This window comes from Micromonospora sp. NPDC000121 (assembly GCF_042899165.1).
Classification (GTDB): domain Bacteria; phylum Actinomycetota; class Actinomycetes; order Mycobacteriales; family Micromonosporaceae; genus Micromonospora.
The window spans coordinates 140,550-163,552 of sequence record NZ_JBIAZP010000014.1 but is presented as its reverse complement, the minus strand read 5'-3'; the positions used below and the strand labels follow the sequence as shown (position 1 = coordinate 163,552).

General features: G+C 75.4%; 3 protein-coding genes. All 3 read left to right on the top strand.

Going from position 1 to position 23,003, the window contains the following annotated elements; all coding sequences use genetic code 11:
• Nucleotides 1–6,966: type I polyketide synthase (locus ACFY23_RS29265; RefSeq protein WP_387039113.1), on the top strand; the 6,966-nt coding region annotated here is incomplete at its 5' end.
• A gap of 47 nt (nt 6,967–7,013) precedes the next feature.
• Nucleotides 7,014–17,972: an SDR family NAD(P)-dependent oxidoreductase gene (locus ACFY23_RS29260; protein WP_387051304.1), complete on the top strand. Its 10,959-nt coding sequence runs from the start codon at nt 7,014–7,016 to the stop codon at nt 17,970–17,972.
• A 36-nt stretch (nt 17,973–18,008) separates the two neighbouring features.
• Nucleotides 18,009–22,991: a type I polyketide synthase gene (locus ACFY23_RS29255; RefSeq protein WP_387039124.1), complete on the top strand. Its 4,983-nt coding sequence runs from the start codon at nt 18,009–18,011 to the stop codon at nt 22,989–22,991.
• Nucleotides 22,992–23,003 lie beyond the last annotated feature (12 nt).

Below are 23,003 nucleotides of genomic sequence, written 5' to 3'. Positions count from 1 at the left end.
GGCCGGTTCCATCGGGCGTTGGCGGAGGTTTATGCCGGTGGTGCGTCGGTGGACTGGCGGCCCGCGTTCGCCGGTCGGCCGGGGCGTCTGGTCGACCTGCCCACCTACCCGTTCCAACGACAGCACTACTGGCCGCAGCCGTCCGCCCCGTCCGGCCCCGCCACGGCGGCGTCGGGGGCGATCGAGGTCGACGAGGTCGACGCCCGGTTCTGGGCCGCCGTCGAGGCGGAGGACCTGACCGCCCTCACCGCCGAGCTGGCCGAGGCGACCGACGCCGACGCGGTGCCCGAGGCGGCCTTCGCCGACGTGCTGCCCGTGCTCGCCGCCTGGCGGCGGCGTCACCGCGACCAGGCCACCGTCGACTCGTGGCGGTACCGCGACGCCTGGCTCCCGGTCGCCGAGGCCGCCGGGAAGCCCGCCCTCGCGGACACCTGGTGGCTCGTCACCGGCCCCGACGACACCGAGGCGGAGCAGGCCGCGTTCTGCCGGGACGCCCTGGAGCGGCACGGCGCCACGGTCGTACCCGTGGTTCTCGACGCCGAGCGGACCGACCGCGCCGCCCTCGCGGCCCGGGCGCGCGACCTCGCCGGGGCCGGCCCCGTCGCCGGGATCGTCTCCCTGCTCGCGCTCGACGAGACGCCGGCCCCCGCGCATCCGTTCGTGCCCGTCGGTTTCGCCGGCACCGTCACGCTGACGCAGGCCCTCGGCGACGCCGGCGTCCGCGCGCCGCTGTGGTGCCTCACCCGGGGCGCCGTCTCCACCGACCCCGCCGACCCGCTGCCGCACCCCGTGCAGCAGCTCGCCTGGGGCTTCGGGCGGATCGCCGCCCTCGAACACCCCGACCGCTGGGGCGGCCTCGTCGACCTGCCCGACGACCTCGACGACGCGGCCGGCCGGCGGCTCGCCCACGTCCTCGCCGGCACCGACGGGGAGGACCAGGTGGCGCTGCGGCGCGTCGGCGCGTTCGGCCGCCGGCTGCTGCGCGCCCCGCTGGGCGACGCCCCCGCCACCCGCGACTGGCGGCCCACCGGCACCGCCCTGGTCACCGGCGGCACCGGTGCCCTCGGCGGGCACATGGCCCGCTGGCTCGCCGCCAACGGCGTGCCCCACCTGGTGCTGCTCAGCCGCCGCGGCCGGCAGGCCGAGGGCATCGCCGAGCTGGAGGCCGAGCTGACCGCCCTCGGCACCCGGGTCACCGTCGCCGCCTGCGACGCCGCCGACCGGGCCGCCCTCGCCGCCGTCATCGACGACCTGCCGGCCGAGCACCCGCTGACCACCGTCGTGCACACCGCCGCCGTGCTCGACGACTCGGTGATCAGCTCGCTCACCCTCGACCAGGTCGACTACGCGCTGAGCGCCAAGGTCGCCGCCGCGGTCAACCTGCACGAACTGACCCGCGACCGGCACCTCGACGCGTTCATCCTGTTCTCCGCCATGGCGGGCACCGTCGGCAGCTCCGGCGTGGGCAACTACGCCCCCGGCAACGCGTTCCTCAACGCGCTCGCCGAGCACCGGCGCGGCCTCGGCCTGCCCGCCACCTCGATCGCGTGGGGCGCGTGGGGCGGCGGCGGCATGGCCGAGGGCGAGTTCGGCAGGATGCTGCACCGCCACGGCGCGCCCGAGATGCACCCGAGGCTCGCCGTGGCCGCGCTGCACCAGGCCGTCGAGCACGACGAGACGTTCCTGACCATCTCGAACATCGCCTGGGACCGGTTCTACGTCGCGTTCACCGCGACCCGGCCCGCGCCGCTGATCGCCGAGATCCCCGAGGCGCAGGCCCTCGCGGCCACCAAGGGCCTCGCCGAGGCCAGGGAGGCCGACGAGGCCGGCCCCGGCGCGTCCTTCGCCCGGATGGGCGCCGCCGAGCGCCAGCAGGCGCTGCTCGACCTGGTCCGCGAGCAGGCGGCCACCGTCCTCAAGTACGACGGCGGTCAGGCCGTCGACCCGCACCACGCGTTCCGGGACCTCGGCTTCGACTCGGTGACCGCCGTCGAGCTGCGCAACCGGCTCGCCACCGCCACCGGGCTGCGGCTGCCGGTGACCCTCGTCTTCGACTACCCGACCCCGACCGTGCTCGCCCGGCACCTGCACGAGGAGCTGGGCGGCGGGGCTGAGGCGGCCGTCGCCGCCGCACCCGTGGCGCTGGCCGACGACGAACCCGTCGCCATCGTCGCCATGTCGTGCCGGTTCCCCGGAGGCGCCAACGACCCCGAGGGGTTCTGGCAGATGCTGCACGCCGGCCGGGACGCCGTCTCCGGCCTGCCCGGCGACCGGGGCTGGGACATCGACCGGCTGTACGACCCCGACCCCTATTCCACCGGCACCTCCTACGTCCGCAGCGGCGCCTTCCTGTACGACGGGGCGGACTTCGACCCGGGGTTCTTCGGGATCAGCCCGCGTGAGGCGTTGGCGATGGATCCGCAGCAGCGGTTGCTGTTGGAGACGTCGTGGGAGGCGATCGAGCGGGCAGGGGTTGTTCCAGGGGTGTTGCGGGGTTCGCGAACAGGGGTGTTCGTGGGCACGAACGGCCAGGACTATGGGGCCCTGTTGTTGTCGGCCGGGGACGAGGCGGAGGGGTTCGGCGCTACGGGGAACGCCGCGAGTGTCTTGTCTGGTCGGGTGGCGTACGCGTTGGGGTTGGAGGGGCCGGCGGTGTCGGTGGACACGGCGTGTTCGTCATCGCTGGTGGCGTTGCACCTGGCGGTGCAGGCGCTGCGGCGCGGGGAGTGTGACCTCGCCCTGGCCGGCGGCGTGACGGTGATGGCGACGCCGGGCCTGTTCGTGGAGTTCTCGCGGCAGCGCGGGTTGGCGGCCGACGGCCGGTGCAAGGCGTTCGCGGCGGCGGCCGACGGCACCGGCTGGGGCGAGGGCGCCGGCATGCTGCTGGTGGAGCGGTTGTCGGATGCGCGGCGCAACGGCCACAGGGTGCTGGCGGTGGTGCGCGGATCCGCGGTGAACCAGGACGGGGCGTCGAACGGACTCACCGCCCCGAACGGCCCCTCGCAGCAGCGGGTGATCCGGCAGGCCCTGGCCTCGGCGGGCCTCGCCGCCGCCGAGGTGGACGTGGTGGAGGCGCACGGCACCGGCACCACGCTCGGCGACCCGATCGAGGCGCAGGCGCTGCTGGCCACGTACGGGCAGGACCGGGACGTGCCGCTGCTGCTCGGGTCGGTCAAGTCCAACATCGGGCACACGCAGGCCGCCGCCGGCGTCGCGGGCGTGATCAAGATGGTCCTCGCCATGCGGGAGGGCGTCGTCCCGGCCACGCTGCACGTGGACGCCCCGTCGCCGCACATCGACTGGACGGCCGGTGCGGTGGAGCTGGCGACGGAGGCGACGCCGTGGCCGGCGGTGGACCGGCCGCGCCGGGCGGCGGTGTCGTCGTTCGGCATCTCCGGCACCAACGCGCACGTCATCATCGAGCAGGCGGACGAGGTGGCCGGGCCTGCCGTGGAGGCGGCTCCGGGACTGGTCGCCTCGGACGTGGTGGTGTGGCCGGTGTCGGCGCGGTCGAAGGCGGCCCTGGCGGGTCAGGCGTCCCGGCTGGCGCGGCACGTCCGTGAGCACGGCGGGCTCGACCCGGCGGCGGTCGGCTGGTCCCTGGCGGCGATCCGGTCGACGTTCGACCACCGGGCCGCCGTCGTCGGTGCGAGCGTCGAGGAACTGCTTACCGGGCTCGACGCGCTGGCGGCAGGTTCCCCGTCGGGCAGCCTGGTGACGGGCACGGCGTCGGGTCACGGTGCGGGGCCGGTGTTCGTGTTCCCGGGTCAGGGGGCGCAGTCGGCGCGGATGGCGGCCGGTCTGGTGGGTCGTACGCCGGTGTTCGACGCGAGGCTGGCCGAGTGTCAGGCGGCGCTTGCCCCGTACCTGGACGTCGATCTGGTGTCGGTGCTGACCGGTGACGACGAGTCGTGGCTGGAGCGGGTGGAGGTCGTGCAGCCGGTGCTGTGGGCGGTGGGTATCGCTCTGGCGGCGGTGTGGCGGCACGTGGGTGTGGTTCCTCAGGCGGTGATCGGTCACTCGCAGGGTGAGATCGGTGCCGCGTGTGTGGCGGGGATTCTGTCTCTGGATGATGCGGCGAAGACGGTGGCGTTGCGGTCGCGGGCTCTGGCGGTGCTGCGGGGTACGGGGACGATGGCGTCGGTGGATCTGTCCGCCGAGGCGGTCGCCGAGCGTCTGGCCGCGTTCCCGGGTGTGGGTGTGGCGGCGGTGAACGGTCCGTCGACGGTGGTGGTGTCGGGGCCGCCGCAGCCGGTGGCGGATCTGGTGGAGTCCTGCCAGGCCGAGGGTGTGCGGGCGCGGTTGATTCCGGTGGACTACGCGTCGCACTCGCTGGCGGTGCAGGAGGTCGCCGAGCAGTTGCGCACGGACCTGGCCGACATCGCCCCGCAGCCCGGTCACACCCGACTGGTCTCCACGCTGACCGGCGACTGGGTCGACCCGGCCACGATGACGGCGGACTACTGGTACGACAACCTGCGGCAGACGGTCCAGTTCGACGCCGCCGTGCGGGTGGCGGTCGCGGCCGGGCACAGCACGTTCGTGGAGATCAGCCCGCATCCGGTGTTGACGATGCCGGTGACGGCGATCCTGGACGACACGGGCACTGCCGGGCACACGCTGGGCAGCCTGCGTCGGGGCGACGACGACCCGACCCGCCTGCTGACCAACCTGGCCACCGCGCACGCGATCGGCCTGCCCGTCGACCTCACGAAGGTCCTGGCGAAGACCCCGACCGTCGACCTGCCCACGTACGCCTTCGACCGTGCCCGGTTCTGGCCGAGCAGGGCGGCGGAGCCGGGCGAGGCACCCAGCGGAACGGATTCCGCGTTCTGGGCGGCCGTCGAACGGGAGGACCTGGCCGCGCTCGCGGAACTCACCGCGCAGAGCGCCACCGAGTCCCTCGAACGGCTGGGCGCCGCCCTGCCGGTGCTCGCCTCCTGGCGACGCCAGCAGCGGGACCGGTCCGCCCTCGACGACCTGCGCTACCGCAGCGTCTGGCAGCCGTACCCGGGCACGCCCGTCAGCTTCCTCCCCGGCGCCTGGTGGGTCGTCACCGACGAGCACCGCGCGGACGAGGGCGAGACCGCCGTGGCCGAGCTGGCCCGCCGCGGCGCCGACGCCCGGCTGGTGCTGCTGCCGGAGGCGCTGACCGAACGGGCGGCCGTCGCCGCGCACCTGGCCGCCGCCACCCGCACCGGCGACGGCGAACGCGCGCCGGTGGACGGCGTGCTGTCGCTGCTCGCCCTCGCCGACGGCCCCGTCGACGACACCCAGCCGGTGCCGCCCTTCCTGGCCCGATCCCTGGCCCTGGTGCAGGCCCTCGGCGACCTCGACGTGGCCGCCCCGCTCTGGTGCGTCACCCGGGGCGCCGCCGGCACCACGCGGGGCGCGACCCCGGCCCGACCGGAGCAGTCGCTGCTCTGGGGACTCGGCCGGGTCGCCGCCCTCGAACACCCCGAGCGCTGGGGCGGGCTGGTCGACGTGCCGGCCACCCTGGACGACCACGGCTGGGACCTGCTCTGCGCCGCGCTGGCCGGCCTCGACGGCGAGGACCAGCTCGCCGTCGACGGCGCCACGGTCCTCGTACGTCGGCTGGTCCGGGCGCCCGGCGGCGACGCCGTGCCCGACGAGCCCGACCACTCCGGCACGACGCTGGTCACCGGCGGCACCGGCGCCCTCGGCGCGGAGGTGGCCCGCTGGCTGGCCGCCCGGGGCGCCGAGCACCTGCTGCTGGTCAGCCGCCGGGGCGCCGACGCCCCCGGCGCGGCCGACCTCGTCCGGGAGCTGACCGCCGCCGGCGCGCGGGTGACCGTCGCGGCCTGCGACGTGGCCGACCGGTCGGCGCTGGCGAAGCTGCTCGGCGAGGTGCCGGCCGACGCGCCCCTGACCGGGGTGGTGCACGCGGCCGGGGTGCTGGACGACGGCGTCCTCGACGGTCTCACCGCCGACCGGCTCGCCGCCGTCCTGCGGCCCAAGGTGCTCGGCGCGCTGCACCTGCACGAGCTGACCGCCGCTCTGCCGCTGCGCGCGTTCGTGCTGTTCTCCGCGATGGCCGGCCAGCTCGGCGCCGCCGGGCAGGGCAGCTACGCCGCCGCGAACACGTACCTCGACGCGCTCGCCGAGCAGCGGCACCAGCAGGGCCTCCCGGCCACCTCGATCGCCTGGGGCCCCTGGGCGGCCGGCGGGATGGCCGCCACCGACCAGGCCGTGGAGGAGCGCCGCCGCCGCAGCGGCGTCGCCCGCCTCGACACCGCGACGGCGTTCGCCGCGCTCGCCCGGTGCGTGGCGCGACGGGAGCCGGCGACGCTGGTGGCCGGCATCGACTGGGCGCGGTACGTGCCGGGGTTCGTCGCCGTGCGGCCCAGCCCGCTGCTGACGGGCGTCGCGGAGGCGCAGCGGGCCGCCGCCGAGCGGGCCGACGACGCCGGGGCGTCGGCGGAGTCCCTCGCCGCCCTGCTCGCCGGGCAGACCGACGCCGAGCGGCGCAAGACCCTCCTCGAACTGGTACGCGGCCAGGCCGCCGCCGTGCTCGGACACGCCTCGGCGGACGCCGTCGAACCGGACCGGGCGTTCCGGGAACTCGGCTTCGACTCGCTCACCGCGGTCGAGCTGCGCAACCGGCTGACGGCGGCGACCGGCGTACGGCTGCCCGCCACGGTCGTCTTCGACTACCCGACCGCCGCCGGCCTCGCCGAGTACGTCCGGGCGGCGATCGTCGACGGCGGCGTGGTCGGCGTCGCGCCGGTCTTCGGGGAACTGGACAGGTTGGAAGCGGCGCTGGCCGGCTCGGTGCCGGACCGCAGCGCCCGGATTCGGATCACGGAGCGGCTGCGGGCACTGCTGGCCTCCCTCAACGAGGCCGACGCCCCGGCGGGCGGCGGGGACACCGTCGCCGAGAAGCTCCAGGACGCCACGCCGGACGAGGTCTTCGACTTCATCGACCGTGAGCTGGGGGTGTCCTGACGTGATCGCTGCTGCGTGCACGGCTCAACACAAGGAGAGCGCGGTCCATGGCTGACGAGGCGAAGCTTCTCGACTACCTCAAGCGGGTCACCGCCGACCTGCACCAGGTGCGGCAGCGCCTGCGCGAGGTGGAGGCCGGCGAACAGGAACCGGTCGCCATCGTCTCCATGAGCTGCCGCTTCCCCGGCGGGGTGCGGTCGCCGGAGGACCTGTGGGAGGTGGTCGCGTCCGGGCGGGACGTGATCTCCGACTTCCCGCAGGACCGGGGCTGGGACCTCGCGTCGCTGTACGACGCCGACCAGGAGCAGGGCGGGCTCGGCACGTCGTACACGGCGCAGGGCGGCTTCGTCCACGACCTGGCCGACTTCGACCCGGGCTTCTTCGCGATCTCCCCCCGCGAGGCCCTGGCCATGGACCCGCAGCAGCGGTGGCTGCTGGAGACCTCCTGGGAGGTCCTGGAACGGGCCGGCATCGACCCGCACTCGCTGAAGGGCAGCCGCACCGGCGTCTTCGCCGGCAGCACCGGCCAGGACTACGGCAGCGTGCTGATGGGCGCCGCACAGGGCCTCGAGGGGCACCTGATGACCGGCAACGCCGGCAGCGTCGTCTCCGGCCGGATCGCCTACACGTTCGGCCTGGAGGGCCCGGCGGTCACCATCGACACCGCCTGCTCGTCCTCCCTGGTCGCCCTGCACCTCGCCGCCCAGGCGCTGCGCCAGCAGGAGTGCACCCTGGCCATCGTCGCCGGGGTCACCGCGATGTGCACCCCCGCCGCGTTCGTCGAGTTCTCCCGCCAGCGCGGCCTCGCCGCCGACGGCCGGTGCAAGGCGTTCGCCGCCGCGGCCGACGGTACCGGCTGGTCCGAGGGCGTCGGCGTCCTGCTGCTGGAGCGGCTGTCCGACGCCCAGCGCAACGGCCACCCGATCCTCGCCGTCGTGCGGGGCAGCGCGGTCAACCAGGACGGCGCGTCCAACGGCCTGAGCGCCCCGAACGGGCCCTCGCAGCAGCGCGTCATCCAGCAGGCCCTCGCCAACGCCGGCCTCGCCGCCGGCGGCGTGGACGTGGTCGAGGCGCACGGCACCGGCACCCGGCTCGGCGACCCCATCGAGGCGCAGGCGCTGCTCGCCACGTACGGGCAGGACCGGGGCGCGGGCTCCGCCCCGCTGCTGCTCGGCTCGGTCAAGTCGAACATCGGGCACGCGCAGGCGGCTGCCGGCGTCGCCGGTGTGATCAAGATGGTGATGGCGATGCGGCACGGCGTCGTGCCGCCCACCCTGCACGTCGACGAGCCCACCCCGCAGGTCGACTGGACGGCCGGCGCCGTCGAGCTGGTCACCGAGGCGACGCCGTGGCCGGCCGTGGACCGGCCGCGCCGGTCCGCGGTGTCGTCGTTCGGCGTGTCCGGCACCAACGCGCACACCATCCTGGAGCAGGCCCCGGCCCCCGTCGAGGCCGACGCCGCCGCCCCGGCGGTGGAGCGTCCCGTCGTGCCGGTGACGGTGTCGGCCCGCGACGCCGCCGGGCTCGCCGCCCAGGCGGGCAACTGGGCCGCCCGGATCGCCGCCGACGAGACCCTGCGCCCCCTCGACGTGGCGTACTCGTCGGTGGCCTCCCGGTCCGCCCTGGACCACCGGGCCGTGGTCGCCGCCGCGAGCCGGGACGACCTGCTGGCCGGCCTGCGCGCCCTGGCGGCCGGGGAGCCGTCCGGCGCGGTGGTCGCCGGCCAGGCCGGGGACCGGGGCTCGCTCGCGGTGCTGTTCTCCGGTCAGGGCGCGCAGCGCGCCGGCATGGGCCGGGAGCTGTACGCGGCGTTCCCGGTGTTCGCGTCCGCCCTCGACGAGGTGTGCGGGCAGCTCGACGGGCTGCTGCCCCGGCCGCTGAAGACCGTGCTCTTCGCCGAGGCGGGCTCGGCCGAGGCGGAGCTGCTGGACCAGACCGTGTTCACCCAGGCCGGCCTGTTCGCCGTCGAGGTGGCCCTGTTCCGGCTCGTCGAGTCGTTCGGCGTCGTTCCCGACTTCGTGGGCGGCCACTCGATCGGGGAGATCACCGCCGCGCACGTGGCCGGGGTGCTGTCCCTGAGCGACGCGTGCGCGCTGGTCGCGGCGCGGGGCCGGCTGATGCAGGCGCTGCCGGCCGGCGGCGGGATGCTGGCCGTCAACGCGCCCGAGGCCGACGTGCTGTCCACCCTGGACGGGCTGACCGACCGGGTCGGGATCGCCGCCGTCAACGGGCCGACGTCCGTCGTCGTCTCCGGCGCGGTCGACACCCTCGACGAGGTGGAGCAGACCTGGAAGGACCGGGGGGCGCGCACCCGCCGGCTGACCGTCAGCCACGCGTTCCACAGCCCGCTGATGGAGCCGATGCTCGCCGAGTTCCGCACGGTCCTCGCCGGGCTGACCTTCGCCGAGCCGGTGCTGCCGGTGGTGTCGAACGTGACCGGCGCGCTGGCCGACGCCGAGGAGATCCGTAGCGTCGACTACTGGGTGCGGCACGTCCGGGAGGCCGTCCGCTACGCCGACGGGGTGGCCGCGCTGCGGGACGCCGGGGTGGGCACGTTCCTGGAGGTCGGTCCGCAGAGCGTCCTCACGGCGATGGCCGCGGACATCCTGCCCGGCGACGAGGGCGTGCTCGCCGTTGCCGCCCAGCGCAAGGATCGGCCGGAGGGGCACGCGCTGCTGGCGGCCCTGGCCGAGTTGCACGTCCACGGCGTCCCGGTCACCTGGGCGCGGTGGTTCGCCGACACCGGCGCGGCCCGGGTGGACCTGCCCACGTACGCGTTCCAGCGGCAGCGGTACTGGCCGGAGGCCGGCGTCGGGTGGACCGGGGACGTCACCGCGGTCGGCCTGCGCCCCGCCCAGCACCCCCTGCTCGGCGCGGCCGTCGGGGTCGCGCACGCCGAGGGTTTCCTGTTCACCGGCCGGCTGGCCCGGCGTACCCACCCGTGGATCTCCGACCACGTCGTGTTCGACACCGTGCTGCTGCCCGGCACCGGCTTCGTCGAACTCGCCCTCCAGGCCGGCGCCCACGTCGGGGCGGACCACGTCCGGGAACTCACCCTGGAGTCGCCGCTGATCCTGCCCGAGACGGGCGGCGTCGACATCCAGCTCTGGATCGGACCGGCCGACGAGACCGGCTGCCGCTCGGTGTCGCTGCACTCCGCCCCGGACGGCGAGCCGGCCGACAACCCCGGCGAGCGCGCCTGGACCCGCAACGCCAGCGGCGTGCTGGCCAGCGGTCCGGCGGCACCCGGTGGGCCGCTCGGCTGGTCCGACCTCACCGCCTGGCCGCCCCCCGGCGCGACCGAGGTCGCCACCGACGACCTGTACCTGAACCTCGCCGCCCAGGGCTACGACTACGGCCCGTCCTTCATCGCGCTGCGCTCCGCCTGGCGGCGCGGCGAGGACCTGTTCGCCGAGCTGGCGCTGCCCGAGACCCCCGCCGCCGAGGCCGGCGGGTACGGCCTGCACCCGGCCCTGCTCGACGCGGCCCTGCACACCCTCGGGCTCACCACCGCCGCCGGCCAGCCGTCGAGGGCGGACATCCCGCCCGGCTACGGCCGGCTGCCGTTCTCCTGGAACGACGTCGCCCTGCACGCCGCCGGCGCGGCGGCGGCCCGGGTCCGCGTCACGCACACCGGCACCGACAGCATCTCCCTGCTGCTGGCCGACGTCACCGGTGCCCCGATCATCTCCGTCGGCTCCCTCGTCCTGCGTCCCGTCTCCGCCGACCAGCTCCGGGTGGCCGGGGGCGGCGGCACCGAGTCGCTGTTCCGGATCGAGTGGGCGCCGCTCGCCCCGGCCGCCACCCCGGCGACCGCCGGCTGGGCGGTGGTCGGCGCCGACGCCGGCCTCACCGACGCGCTCGTGGCCGGCGGGACGGCCGCGGCGGCGTACCCCGACCTGGAGGCCCTGGCCGCGGCGCTGGACGACGGCGCGGACGTCCCCGGCGTGCTCGTCGTGCCCTTCCTCGAACCGCCCGGGCGGGACGACCTGCCCCGCGCGGTCGCCGCGACCACCCACCGGGTGCTCGACGTGCTCCAGCGGTTCCTCGCCGACGACCGGTACACGGACTCCCGCCTCGTGGTGCTCACCCGGGGCGCGGTCGCCACCGCCCACGACACCGACCTGACCGACCTGGCCGGCGCCGCCGTGATCGGCCTGCTCCGCTCCGCCCAGTCGGAGAACCCCGACCGGTTCGTGCTGGTCGACGTCGACGACGTGGCCGGCTCCGCCGCCGCCCTGGTGCCGGCGCTCGCCACCGACGAGCCGCAGGTCGTCATCCGGTCCGGCGTCGCCGCCGGCGCCCGCCTCACCCGGGTTCCCGCCGTGGCCGAGCCGCCGGCCGCCCCGTTCGACGGGGAGGGGACCGTCCTGATCACCGGCGCCACCGGCACCCTCGGCCAGCTCATGAGCCGGCACCTGGTGACCACGTACGGCGTCCGGCACCTCATCCTGACCAGCCGGCGCGGCCGGGCGGCCGGGGGCGTCGCCGAACTCTGCGCCGACCTGGAGGCGCTCGGTGCGACCGTCACCGTCGCCGCCTGCGACGTCGCCGACCGGGCCGCCGTGGCGGAGCTGCTGGCCGCCATCCCGGCGGAGCACCCGCTCACCGCCGTCATCCACGCCGCCGGCGTCCGCGACGACGGCACCATCCCCTCGCTCACCCCGGAGCGGATGGACGGCGTGCTGCGGCCCAAGGTCGACGCCGCCTGGAACCTGCACGAGCTGACCGCCCACCTCGACCTGAAGGCGTTCATCTCGTACTCGTCGCTCGCCGCCACCGCCGGCGGTCCCGGCCAGGGCAACTACGCCGCCGCCAACGCGTTCCTCGACGGGCTGGCCCAGCACCGCAAGGCGCACGGCCTCGCCGCGCTCACCCTCGCCTGGGGCCTCTGGGCCGACCGCAGCGGCATGACCACCGAGCTGGACGACGTCCACCTCAGCCGGATCTCCCGCTCCGGCGTCGCCGCGATGGAGGCCGAGGAGGGGCTCGCCCTCTTCGACGCCGCCTGCCGCACCACCGACGCCGCGCTCGTCCCGGCCCGGCTCGACCTCGCCGCCATGAAGGTGCAGTTCGCCGGTGGCACCGTCCCGCCGCTGTACCGCGCGCTGATCCGCAACCCCGCCCGCGCCGCCGCGGTGACCACGGGCGCGTCCCTCGTCCAGCAGCTCGCCGCCCTCGGCGACGCCGACCGGCTCGCCGCGCTGGTCGAGATCGTCCGGGGCCAGGCCGCCGCAGTGCTCGGCTACCCCGACCCGACCGCGATCGAGCCACGCCGGGCGTTCAGCGAGTTCGGCTTCGACTCGCTCACCGCCGTCGAGATGCGCAACCGGCTCAACAACGCCTTCGGCATGCGGCTGCCGGCCACCCTCGTCTTCGACTACCCGACCCCGCACGACCTGGCCGCCTTCCTGGGCACGGAGATCGCCGGCACCCCGGTCCCGGTCCGGCCCGCGACCACCACCGTCGCGGTCGGTGACGACGAGCCCCTCGCGATCATCGGCATGGCCTGCCGGCTGCCCGGCGGGGTGTGGTCCCCGGACGACCTGTGGCGCCTCGTCGCCGACGGCGTCGACGCCATCACCGACCTGCCCACCGACCGGGGCTGGGACCTGGACGGGCTGTACAGCCCCGACCCCGACGCCAGCGGGACGTTCTACGCCCGCGGCGGCGGCTTCCTCAGCGGCGTCGACCGGTTCGACTCCGACTTCTTCGGCATCAGTCCGCGTGAGGCCCTGGCCATGGACCCCCAGCAGCGGCTGCTGCTGGAGACCACCTGGGAGACCTTCGAGTCCGCCGGCATCGATCCCGCCGCCGCGCGGGGCAGCAGCACCGGCGTGTTCGTCGGCACCAGCGGCCAGGACTACGCCAACCTGCTCGCCTACGCGCCGGAGGGCACCGAGGGCTACGCGCTGACCGGGCTCACCAGCAGCGTCATCTCCGGCCGGGTGGCGTACACGTTCGGGCTGGAGGGGCCGGCCGTGTCGCTGGACACCGCCTGCTCGTCGTCCCTGGTGGCCCTGCACTGGGCCGGGCAGGCGCTGCGGCGCGGCGAGTGCGACATGGCCCTCGCCGGCGGCGTGATGGTGATGGCCACCCCGACCGCCTTCATCGAGTTCTCCCGGCAGCGGGGGCTGGCCGCCGACGGGCGGTGCAAGTCGTTCGCCGCCTCCGCCGACGGCACCGGCTGGTCAGAGGGCGTCGGCATGCTGCTCGTGCAGCGGCTCTCCGACGCCCGCCGGCAGGGCCGCAAGGTCTACGCCGTGGTACGCGGCTCCGCGATCAACCAGGACGGGGCGTCGAACGGGCTGACCGCACCGAACGGCCCCTCGCAGCAGCGGGTCATCCGGCAGGCCCTCGCCAGCGCCCGGCTCTCCACGGCCGACGTGGACGTGGTGGAGGCGCACGGCACCGGCACGACGCTCGGCGACCCGATCGAGGCGCAGGCTCTGCTGGCGACGTACGGGCAGGACCGGCCCGCCGAGCGGCCGCTGCTGCTGGGGTCGATCAAGTCGAACATCGGCCACGCGCAGGCCGCGGCGGGCGTCGCGGGTGTGATCAAGATGGTGCAGGCCATGCGGCACGGGGTCGTGCCCGCGAGCCTGCACGTGGACGAGCCGTCGCCGCACATCGACTGGTCGGCGGGCGCGGTCTCGCTCGTCACCGAGGCCACGCCGTGGCCGGCGGTGGACCGGCCGCGCCGGGCGGCGGTGTCGTCGTTCGGCATCTCCGGCACGAACGCGCACGTGATCGTCGAGCAGGCCGACGAGACCGAGCCGCCCGTGGACGCCGCCCCGGGGCTGGTCGCCTCGGACGTGGTGGTGTGGCCGGTGTCGGCCCGGTCCAGGGCTGCCCTCGCCGGGCAGGCCGACCGCCTCGCCGCGTACGCGCGGGAGCACGGCGACCTCGACCCGGCGGCCGTCGGCTGGTCCCTGGCGACGACCCGCGCGATCCTCGACCACCGGGCCGCTGTGGTCGGCGCGAGCGTCGAGGAACTGCTCGCCGGCCTGGAGGCCGTCGCGGCGGGTTCCCCGGCCGGCAACGCGGTCACGGGCACGGCGTCGGGTCACGGTGCGGGGCCGGTGTTCGTGTTCCCGGGTCAGGGGGCGCAGTCGGCGCGGATGGCGGCCGGTCTGGTGGGTCGTACGCCGGTGTTCGACGACCGTCTCGCGGAGTGTCAGCGGGCTCTGGCGCCGTACCTGGACGTGGATCTCGTCGCCGTCCTCACGGGGGAGGACGAGTCGTGGCTGGAGCGGGTGGAGGTCGTGCAGCCGGTGCTGTGGGCGGTGGGTATCGCTCTGGCGGCGGTGTGGCGGCACGTGGGTGTGGTGCCGCAGGTGGTGATCGGTCACTCGCAGGGTGAGATCGGTGCCGCGTGTGTGGCGGGGATTCTGTCTCTGGATGATGCGGCGAAGACGGTGGCGTTGCGGTCGCGGGCTCTGGCGGTGCTGCGGGGTACGGGGACGATGGCGTCGGTGGATCTGTCCGCCGAGGCGGTCGCTGCCCGTCTCGACGCGTTCCCGGGTGTGGGTGTGGCGGCGGTGAATGGTCCGTCGACGGTGGTGGTGTCGGGGCCGCCGCAGCCGGTGGCGGATCTGGTGGAGTCCTGCCAGGCCGAGGGTGTGCGGGCGCGGTTGATTCCGGTGGACTACGCGTCGCACTCGCCGGCGGTGCAGGAGGTCGCCGAGCGGTTGCGCGCCGACCTCGCGGAGGTCACCCCTCGGGCGGGTGATGTCCGGCTCGTGTCCACGCTGACCGGCGATTGGGTGCAGCCGGAGAGCATGACGGCGGACTACTGGTACGACAACCTGCGGCAGACGGTGCAGTTCGACGCGGCGGTGCGGGTGGCGGTCGCGGCGGGTCACACGATGTTCGTGGAGATCTCCCCGCATCCGGTGTTGACGATGCCGGTGACGGCGATCCTGGACGACACGGGCACTGCCGGGCACACGCTGGGCAGCCTGCGTCGGGGCGACGACGACCCGACCCGCCTGCTGACCAACCTTGCCACCGCGCACGCGATCGGCCTGCCCGTCGACCTCACGAAGGTCCTGGCAGGGACCGACACCGTGCCGCTGCCGACGTACGCCTTCGACCACCAGCGGTACTGGCTCGACGCGCCCGCGCACCGGGTGCAGGACGTCGCCTCCGCCGGCCTTCAGGACGCCGGACACCCGCTGCTCAGCGCCGCGTTGACCTTCCCGGACAACGAGCGGATGGTCTTCACCGGGCGGCTGTCGGTGCGTACCCACCCGTGGCTGGGCGAGCACCGGGTGATGGACAACATCCTGCTGCCCGGCACCGCCTTCGTCGAACTGGCCACGTACGCCGGGGAGCAGGCGGGCTGCCCGAGGCTGGAGGAACTGACCCTGCTCGCCCCGCTCGTCCTGCCCGAGCTCGGCGCGCTCCAGGTCCAGCTCCTGGTCGGCGACCGGGACGACGACGGCCGGCGCGGCGTCCAGCTCTACTCCCGGCCGTACCGGGACGGCTCGGACGAGATCCTGGCCGACGTCGCCTGGACCTGCCACGCCACCGGCCTGCTCGGCCCCCGTCCGGCCGACGGCGGTGCGCCCGCCTTCGACCTGGGGGTGTGGCCGCCATCCGGCGCGACCCCTGTCGACTCCGGCAGTTTCTACGCCGGCATCGAGGCGACGGTCTTCGGCTACGGCCCGGCGTTCCGCGGCCTGCGCGCCGCGTGGACGCGCGGTGACGAGGTCTTCGCGGAGGTGGAGCTGCCGGCCGACCACCACACCGAGGCGGGCCGCTTCGGCGTGCACCCCGCGCTGCTCGACGGCGCGTTGCAGGCCATGTCGATCGGCGGCTTCCTGGGCCGGATGGGCGACGGCGCCGACGCCAGCGTCCCCCGGCTCCCGTTCGCCTGGACCGGGGTCACGCTGCTGGCCGCCGGGGCGACCGCCCTTCGGGTACGCGTCGCCGCGGCCGGCGAGGTCGGGGTGTCCTTCCAGGTGGCGGACGCCACCGGCGCCCCGGTCATGCACGTCGACTCGCTGATCATGCGTCGGGTCTCCGGCGACTCGCTCGGCGCGGCCCGCTCCGGCCGGCACGAGTCGCTGTTCCAGGTGGACTGGCCGGCGCTGCCGCTGCCCACCGGCCCGGTGCCGGCGGCCGCCCGGTGGGCGGTGCTCGGCGGCGACGACCTCGCCCTCAGCGCCGCCTGCGAGTCGGCCGGCGCGCGGGTGCGTACCGACGTGGACCTGGACTCGCTCGGGGACCTGCTCGCCGGCGGCGAGCCCGCGCCCGAGGCGGTGATCGTCCCCGTCGGTGGGGCCGGCGACCCCGCCGACCCGGCGCTGGCCGGGCAGGCGCGCGCCACCACGCACCGTACGCTCGCGGGGCTGCGGACCTGGCTCGCCGACGACCGGTTCGCCGAGTCCCGCCTCGTGCTGGTCACCCGCGACGCGGTCGCGGCGGGGGAGCAGGACGCGGTGAACCTGCGCCAGGCCCCGGTGTGGGGTCTGCTGCGCACCGCCCAGCTCGAACACCCGGGCCGGCTGCAACTGGTGGACCTCGACGACGACCAGGACAGCGCGGCGGTGCTGGCCGCCGCGATCGCCTCGGGTGAGCCGCAGCTCGCCGTGCGGACCGGGCAGGTCCGCACGCCGCGCCTCGGGCGCGTCCCGGCCGGGGTGGAGCTGCGGCCCGGCGGCATCGACCCGGACGGCACCGTGCTGATCACCGGCGGCACCGGCGTGCTGGGCCGCCTGCTGGCCCGGCACCTCGCCACCACCCACGGCGTGAAACACCTGCTGCTGGCCGGCCGGCGCGGCGCGGCGGCCGAGGGCATCGCCGACCTCGTCGCCGAGCTGGCCGCCGTGGGCACGGCGGTGACCGTCGCCGCCTGCGACGCCGCCGACCCGGACGCCCTGGCGGCGCTGCTCGCCGGGGTGCCCGTCGAACGCCCGCTCACCGCCGTCGTGCACGCCGCGGGCGTCCTCGACGACGGGGTGCTGGAGTCGATGACCCCCGACCGCCTCGACGCCGTCGCCGTGCCGAAGATCGACGCGGCGTGGCACCTGCACCGGCTCACCGAGGGCATGGACCTCGCGGCGTTCGTGCTCTTCTCCTCGGCGGCGGCCACCCTGGGCAGCGCCGGCCAGTCGAACTACGCGGCGGCGAACGCCTTCCTCGACGCCCTCGCCGCACACCGGCGGGCCCGGGGGCTCGCGGGCATCTCCCTGGCGTGGGGCCTGTGGGAGCAGGCCAGCGGCATGACCGGTCACCTGGGCGACGCGGACGTGCGGCGGATGGCCGAGCAGGGCGCCGCGGGCCTGTCCACCGAGCAGGCGCTGGACCTCTTCGACGCGGCGTGGCGGCTGGACGCGGCGGCGGTCGTGCCGATGCGCCTGGACGTCGGGACGCTGCGGACGCAGGCCGAGGCCGGGTCGCTCGCCCCGATGCTCCGGGCTCTCGTCCGGGTGCCGCTGCGGCGCTCCGTCGACGCGGCCGGTGGCCGCACCGGCGGGGTGCCGCTCAGCCAGCGGCTGGCCGGTCTCGCCGGGCCGGAACGGCTCAAGGTGGTCCTCGACGCGGTCCGGGCGAACATCGCGGCCGTCCTCGGTCACGCCGGCGCCGACGCGATCGACCCCGGCCGCCTCTTCACCGACCTGGGTTTCGACTCGCTCACCGCCGTCGACCTGCGTAACCGGCTCAACGGTCTCTCCGGGCTGCGGCTGCCGGCGACGCTGGTCTTCGACTACCCGACACCGACGGCGCTCGCCGAGAAGCTGACCAGCGAGATCGCCGCCGACGCGGCGCCCTCCACCCAGCCCATCTTCCAGGGCATCGACGCGGTGGAGAGCCTGCTCACCACGATCCCGCTCGACGCGGCGGCCCGGGACCGGTTCACCGCCCGGATGCGGGACCTGCTGGCCAAGGCGTCCGACGTGGCCGCCGGGCCCGCCGCCGAGGAGGACCGGCCCGACCTCGAGTCGGCCAGCGACGACGAGATCTTCGACTTCATCAGCAAAGAGTTTGGAATCTCCTGAGATGACCGACTTCCGGATCGAGGAAGGTGTCACCCGATGAGCGACGACAAGCTGCGGTACTTCCTCAAGCGGGTGACCGCCGACCTGCACGACACCAAGCGGAAGCTGCAGACCGTCGAGGCGCGCGACCAGGAGCCCCTGGCCATCGTCTCGATGAGCTGCCGCTTCCCCGGCGGCGTCCGGTCGCCGGAGGACCTCTGGGAGTTGCTCGTCGACGGCCGGGACGCCCTCACCGAGTTCCCCGACGACCGCGGCTGGGACCTGGAGGGGCTGTACGACCCCGACCCCAACAAGCCGGGCAAGAGCTACACCCGCGTCGGCGGGTTCCTCGACGACGCCGGGGCGTTCGACCCGACCCTGTTCGGCATCTCCCCCCGTGAGGCGCTGGCGATGGACCCGCAGCAGCGGCTGCTGCTGGAGACGTCCTGGGAGGCCATCGAGCGGGCCGGCATCGACCCGCTGTCGCTGCGCGGCAGCCAGACCGGCGTCTTCGTCGGGCTGAGCACGTCCAACTACGGGATGGGCCTGCCGTACGTGCCCGAGGGCGTCGACATGTACCTCGGCACCGGCAACACCACCAGCGTCGCGTCCGGCCGGATCTCGTTCACGCTCGGCCTCAACGGGCCGGCCGTCACCGTCGACACCGCCTGCTCCTCCTCGCTGGTGGCGCTGCACCTGGCGGCGAACGCGCTGCGCCGCGGCGAGTGCGACCTGGCCATCGCCGGCGGCGTCACCGTGATGGCCACCCCCGGCGTCTTCATCGTCTTCTCCCGGCAGCGCGGCATGTCCGTCGACGGCCGGTGCAGGGCGTTCGCGGCCGGCGCGGACGGCACCGGCTGGGGCGAGGGCGGCGGCGTGCTCGTCGTGGAGCGCCTCTCCGACGCCGAGCGCAACGGCCACCCGATCCTCGCCGTCATCCGGGGCAGCGCCCTCAACCAGGACGGCGCGTCCAACGGCCTTACCGCCCCGAACGGCCCGTCCCAACAGCGGGTCATCCGGCAGGCCCTCGCCAACGCCCGGCTCGGCAGCGCCGACGTCGACATGGTCGAGGCGCACGGCACCGGCACCACCCTCGGCGACCCCATCGAGGCGCAGGCGCTCATCGCCACGTACGGGCAGGACCGCCCCGCCGACCGGCCGCTGTGGCTCGGGTCGGTGAAGTCGAACATCGGCCACACCCAGAGCGCCGCCGGCGTCGCCGGCATGGTCAAGATGGTGATGGCGGTGCGCAACGGCGTCATGCCGGAGACCCTGCACATCGACGAGCCGTCTCCGCACGTGGACTGGTCCGCGGGCGCGGTGTCCCTGCTCACCGAGACCCGGCCGTGGCCGGAGCTGGGCCGGCCGCGCCGCGGCGGGGTGTCCTCGTTCGGCGTGAGCGGCACGAACGCCCACGTGATCGTGGAGGAGTACCGGCCCGGCGTCGCCGGCCCCGAGGACGCGGACGGGGAGGCGGCCGTCGAGCCGGCGCGCCGGCCCGGCCTGATCGCCTCGGACGTCACCGTCTGGCCGGTGTCGGCGCGGTCGAAGGCTGCCCTGGCGGGTCAGGCGGCCCGCCTCGCCGCGCACGTCCGCGAGCACGGCGACGTCGATGCGGCGGCGGTCGGCTGGTCGCTGGTCACGACCCGGTCGACGTTGGACCAGCGGGCCGTGGTGGTCGGTGCGGGCGTGGAGGAGTTGCTGGCCGGTCTGGACGCGTTGGCTGCCGGGTCTCCGGCCGGCAACGTCGTCACCGGTACGGCCACCGGCTCCGGTGCCGGGCCGGTGTTCGTGTTCCCGGGTCAGGGGGCGCAGTCGGCGCGGATGGCGGCCGGTCTGGTGGGTCGTACGCCGGTGTTCGACGCGAGGCTGGCCGAGTGTCAGGCGGCGCTTGCCCCGTACCTGGACGTGGATCTCGTCGCCGTCCTCACCGGGGAGGACGAGTCGTGGCTGGAGCGGGTCGAGGTCGTGCAGCCGGTGCTGTGGGCCGTGGGCATGGCCCTGGCCGCCGTCTGGCGCGCGGCCGGTGTGGTCCCGGACGTGGCGATCGGTCACTCGCAGGGTGAGATCGGCGCCGCCTGCGTGGCGGGGATCCTGACCCTCGAGGACGCGGCGAAGACCGTCGCCTTGCGGTCCCGCGCACTCGCCGTGCTGCGCGGCACGGGCACGATGGCGTCGATCGACCTGTCCGCCGAGGCGGTCGCCGCCCGACTCGACGCCTTCCCCGGCGTGGGTGTCGCGGCGGTGAACGGCCCGTCCACCGTGGTCGTGTCGGGGCCGCCGCAGCCGGTGGCCGATCTGGTGGAGGCGTGCCAGGCCGAGGAAATCCGGGCGCGGCTCATCCCCGTGGACTACGCGTCGCACTCCCCGGCGGTGCAGGAGGTCGCCGAGCAGTTGCGCACGGACCTGGCCGACATCGCCCCGCAGCCCGGTCACACCCGACTGGTCTCCACGCTGACCGGCGACTGGGTCGACCCAGCCACGATGACCGCCGACTACTGGTACGACAACCTGCGGCAGACGGTCCAGTTCGACGCAGCCGTCCGGGTGGCGGTCGCGGCCGGGCACAGCACGTTCGTGGAGATCAGCCCGCATCCGGTGTTGACGATGCCGGTCACGGCGATCCTCGACGACACGGGCACTACCGGGCACACGCTGGGCAGCCTGCGTCGGGGCGACGACGACCCGACCCGCCTGCTCACGAACCTGGCCACCGCCCACGCGATCGGCCTGCCCGTCGACCTGACGGCGGTACTCGCCGAGACGGACGTGACGGCGCTGCCCACGTACGCGTTCGACCACCAGCGGTTGTGGCTGGACGGCAGCGGCGGCCCCGACCTGGAGAGCCTGCTCCAGGGGGCGGCCGACCCGGGCGACGCCAGCTTCTGGGCGGCCGTGGAACGTGGGGACCTGACCGCGCTCGCCGAGACCGTCGCCACGGAGGACACCCTCCCGGACGAGGCCCTCGACGCGCTGCGCCCCGCCCTGCCCCTGCTCACCTCGTGGCGGCGCAAGCGCCGCCGCCAGTCCGACATCGACAGCTGGCGCTACCAGGACACCTGGAAGCCGCTGACCGGCGTGCACAACCGGGGCATGGCCGGCACCTGGGTCGTGGTGCTGCCGACCGGCGACATCGTCGAGCCGTGGCAGGACGCCTGCGTCGAGGCGTTCGAAGCCGCGGGGGCGACCCTGGTCCCCGTCCCGGTCTCCACCGCCGACGCCGGCCGCGACCTGCTCGCCAAGCTGGTGCGGGAGGCGCTCGCCACCGTGCCCGGGCAGGGCGACGGGACGGCCGACGTCGCCGGCGTGGTGTCGCTGCTCGCCTTCGACGAGCTGGCCCACCCGCTGCATCCGTCCGTGCCGGGCGGCTTCGCGGCCACCGTCGCGCTCTTCCAGGCCCTCGGCGACATCGGCCTGCGCGCGCCCATGTGGAGCGTCACCTCCGGCGCGGCCTCGGTCGGCCTGACCGACCTGCTGCGCTCCCCGGTCCAGTCGCTGGTCTGGGGCTTCGGCCGGGTCGCCGCGCTGGAGCACCCGGAGCGCTGGGGCGGCCTCGTGGACCTGCCCGAGGCGGTCGAGGACCGGTCCGCGGACCTGCTGATCGCGGCCCTCACCGCCGCCGGCGAGGAGGACCAGCTCGCGGTACGCCCGGGCGGCCTGCTGGCCCGCCGGCTCACCCGGGTCCCGCTCGGCGACACCCAGCCGGCCAACCCGTGGAAGCCGTCCGGCACGGCGCTGGTCACCGGCGGCACCGGCGCGCTGGGCGGGCACGCCGCCCGCTGGCTGGCCCGCTGCGGCGCACAGAACATCGTCGTCGCCAGCCGGCGGGGCATGGCCGCGCCCGGCGCCCAGCAGCTCGTCGACGACATCACCGGGCTGGGCGTCCAGGTCACCGTGGCCGAGTGCGACGCCTCGGACCGGGACGCGCTCGCCGCGCTGATCGACGCGATCCCGGCGGAGCACCCGCTCACCACGGTCGTGCACGCCTCCGCCGTGCTCGACGACGCCATGATCAACGACATCCGGTTGGAGCAGATCGAACGGGTGCTCCAGGCCAAGGTCGACGTCGCGTACAACCTGCACGAGCTGACGCTGGACCTGGACCTGTCCGCCTTCATCATGTTCTCCTCCTTCGCCGGAAGCGTGTCCAGCTCGGGCGTCGGCAACTACGCGCCGAGCAACGCGTTCCTCGACGCGCTCGCCCAGCACCGACGCGGCCTCGGACTGTCCGGCACCTCCATCGCGTGGGGCGCCTGGGCCGGCGGGGGCATGGCCGAGGGGCCGTTCGGCGAGCTGCTGCACCGCCACGGCGTACCGGAGATGGCGCCCGAGGCGGCGATCGCCGCCCTGCACCAGGCCGTCGACCACGGCGAGGCGTTCCTCACCATCGCCGACATCGCCTGGGAACGGTTCTCCGTGGCCTTCACCGCCACCCGGCCCGGCCCGCTGATCAGCGACCTGCCGGACGTGCGCCGGCTCCAGGCGGCCGAGCGGACCGCCACCCTGGAGACCGGCGGCAGCCCCGACTCGTTGCAGGAGCACCTTGCCGGGCTCCCCGCGGCCGACCGGCTCGCCGTGCTGCTCGCCGTCGTCCGCAGCCAGGTCGCCGCCGTGCTGAACTACCCGTCCGCCGAGTCCGTGGACGAGCACCGGGCGTTCCGGGAGCTGGGCTTCGACTCGGTCACCGCCGTCGAGCTGCGCAACCGGCTCGGCGCGGCCACCGGCGTGGCCCTGCCGGTCACCCTGGTGTTCGACTACCCGACGCCGACGACCCTCGCCGAGTACCTGTTCGCCGAGGTCGCCCAGGACGACGTGGTCACCCCCACCGCACTGCTCGACGACCTCGACCGGATCGCCGACAGCCTCGACGTGGTGGCGCGGGACGAGGCGGCGCGGATGCGGGCCGCCGTCCGGCTCCAGGCGATGCTGTCCCGGCTCGGCCAGGACAGCGGCGGCGGCTCCGACATCGGCCGGCACCTGGACGGGGCCTCCGACGACGAACTCTTCGCGATGGTGGACAGGGACCTCGGCATCTCCTGACACCGCCCCCCG

Coding starts and splice junctions, on each gene's coding strand:
- ACFY23_RS29260 (WP_387051304.1), top strand. CDS start 7,014: ATGGCTGACGAGGCGAAGCTTCTCGACTACCTCAAGCGGGTCACCGCC.
- ACFY23_RS29255 (WP_387039124.1), top strand. CDS start 18,009: ATGAGCGACGACAAGCTGCGGTACTTCCTCAAGCGGGTGACCGCCGAC.